The organism is Anaerophaga thermohalophila str. Valhall (assembly GCF_000250735.1).
Classification (GTDB): Bacteria; Bacteroidota; Bacteroidia; order Bacteroidales; family Marinilabiliaceae; genus Anaerophaga; species Anaerophaga thermohalophila_A.
Map to the genome: position 1 here is coordinate 1 of NZ_AHZV01000024.1, position 943 is coordinate 943.

Sequence of the window (943 nt, forward strand, 5' to 3'; positions counted from 1 at the left end):
GGCTTTGAAGGTCAGTCAAAATATGAATCAAGCCATCGGCGAATTCAGCGGTTTTTTGCCGAGTTTGTCATTGACCGGCATTTGTTGGCAAAGCTGGTATTTTTTCTGTTACCTCATAAGCCTCCATATAAGTTAAGCTTAGATAGAACCAATTGGAAGTTCGGTAAAACTGATATCAACATATTAATGCTTAGCATTTGTTACAAAGGTGTAGCAATCCCTATTTTATGGAAAATGCTTCCTAAAAAAGGCAATTCCAATGCAGATGAACGTAAAGAGCTTCTAAATGAGTATATGAACTTATTTGGAGTAAAGTCTATATCGGCACTTTTAGCTGATAGAGAATTTATTGGGGAACAATGGTTTGATGAACTCATTAGAAATAAGGTACCTTTTTATATTCGTATTCGTGAGAATATGAAAGTCAAGGTTCCCGGAAAAGGGATAAAAAAAGCTTTTTGGCTGTTCAATCATCTAAAAACAGGGCAATGCCAACACATTGAAGGATTGGTATATTTAGGATGCAATCTTGTTTATTTGTCCGGCATAAAAACGTTTAATCCGGTTACCGGAAAAATTGAATTTGTTATTATCGCCTCGTTTAACAAGCAAGACCAGGCACTTATTAACTATAAAGACCGATGGCAAATTGAAACAATGTTTAAAGCCATGAAATCAAGTGGTTTCAATATTGAGGACACGCATTTGTCTGATTTGAGCAGAATTTCAAAGCTAATCGCGATATTGGCAATTGCATTTGTTTGGGCCTATTTGGCTGGGATTGATAAGCATGAGAATATAAGCCCGATAAAAATCAAAAAACATGGTAGGAAAGCTTACAGTTTCTTTAAATATGGCCTTATTAGAATTGCCCATGCAATATTAAACACATTGGATATCAAAGAGTTTAACGATTGCGTTAAAGTTTTGTCATGTACTTAGA

1 protein-coding gene is annotated in these 943 nt (G+C 35.3%); it reads left to right on the plus strand.

Annotation, left to right across the window (positions count from 1 at the left end; translation table 11 throughout):
- Positions 1-942, plus strand: a 942-nt coding sequence (locus tag OQ5_RS0100960) for an IS4 family transposase (RefSeq protein ID WP_016775697.1), incomplete at its 5' end; no start/stop codon positions are given.
- Position 943: the final 1 nt, after the last annotated feature.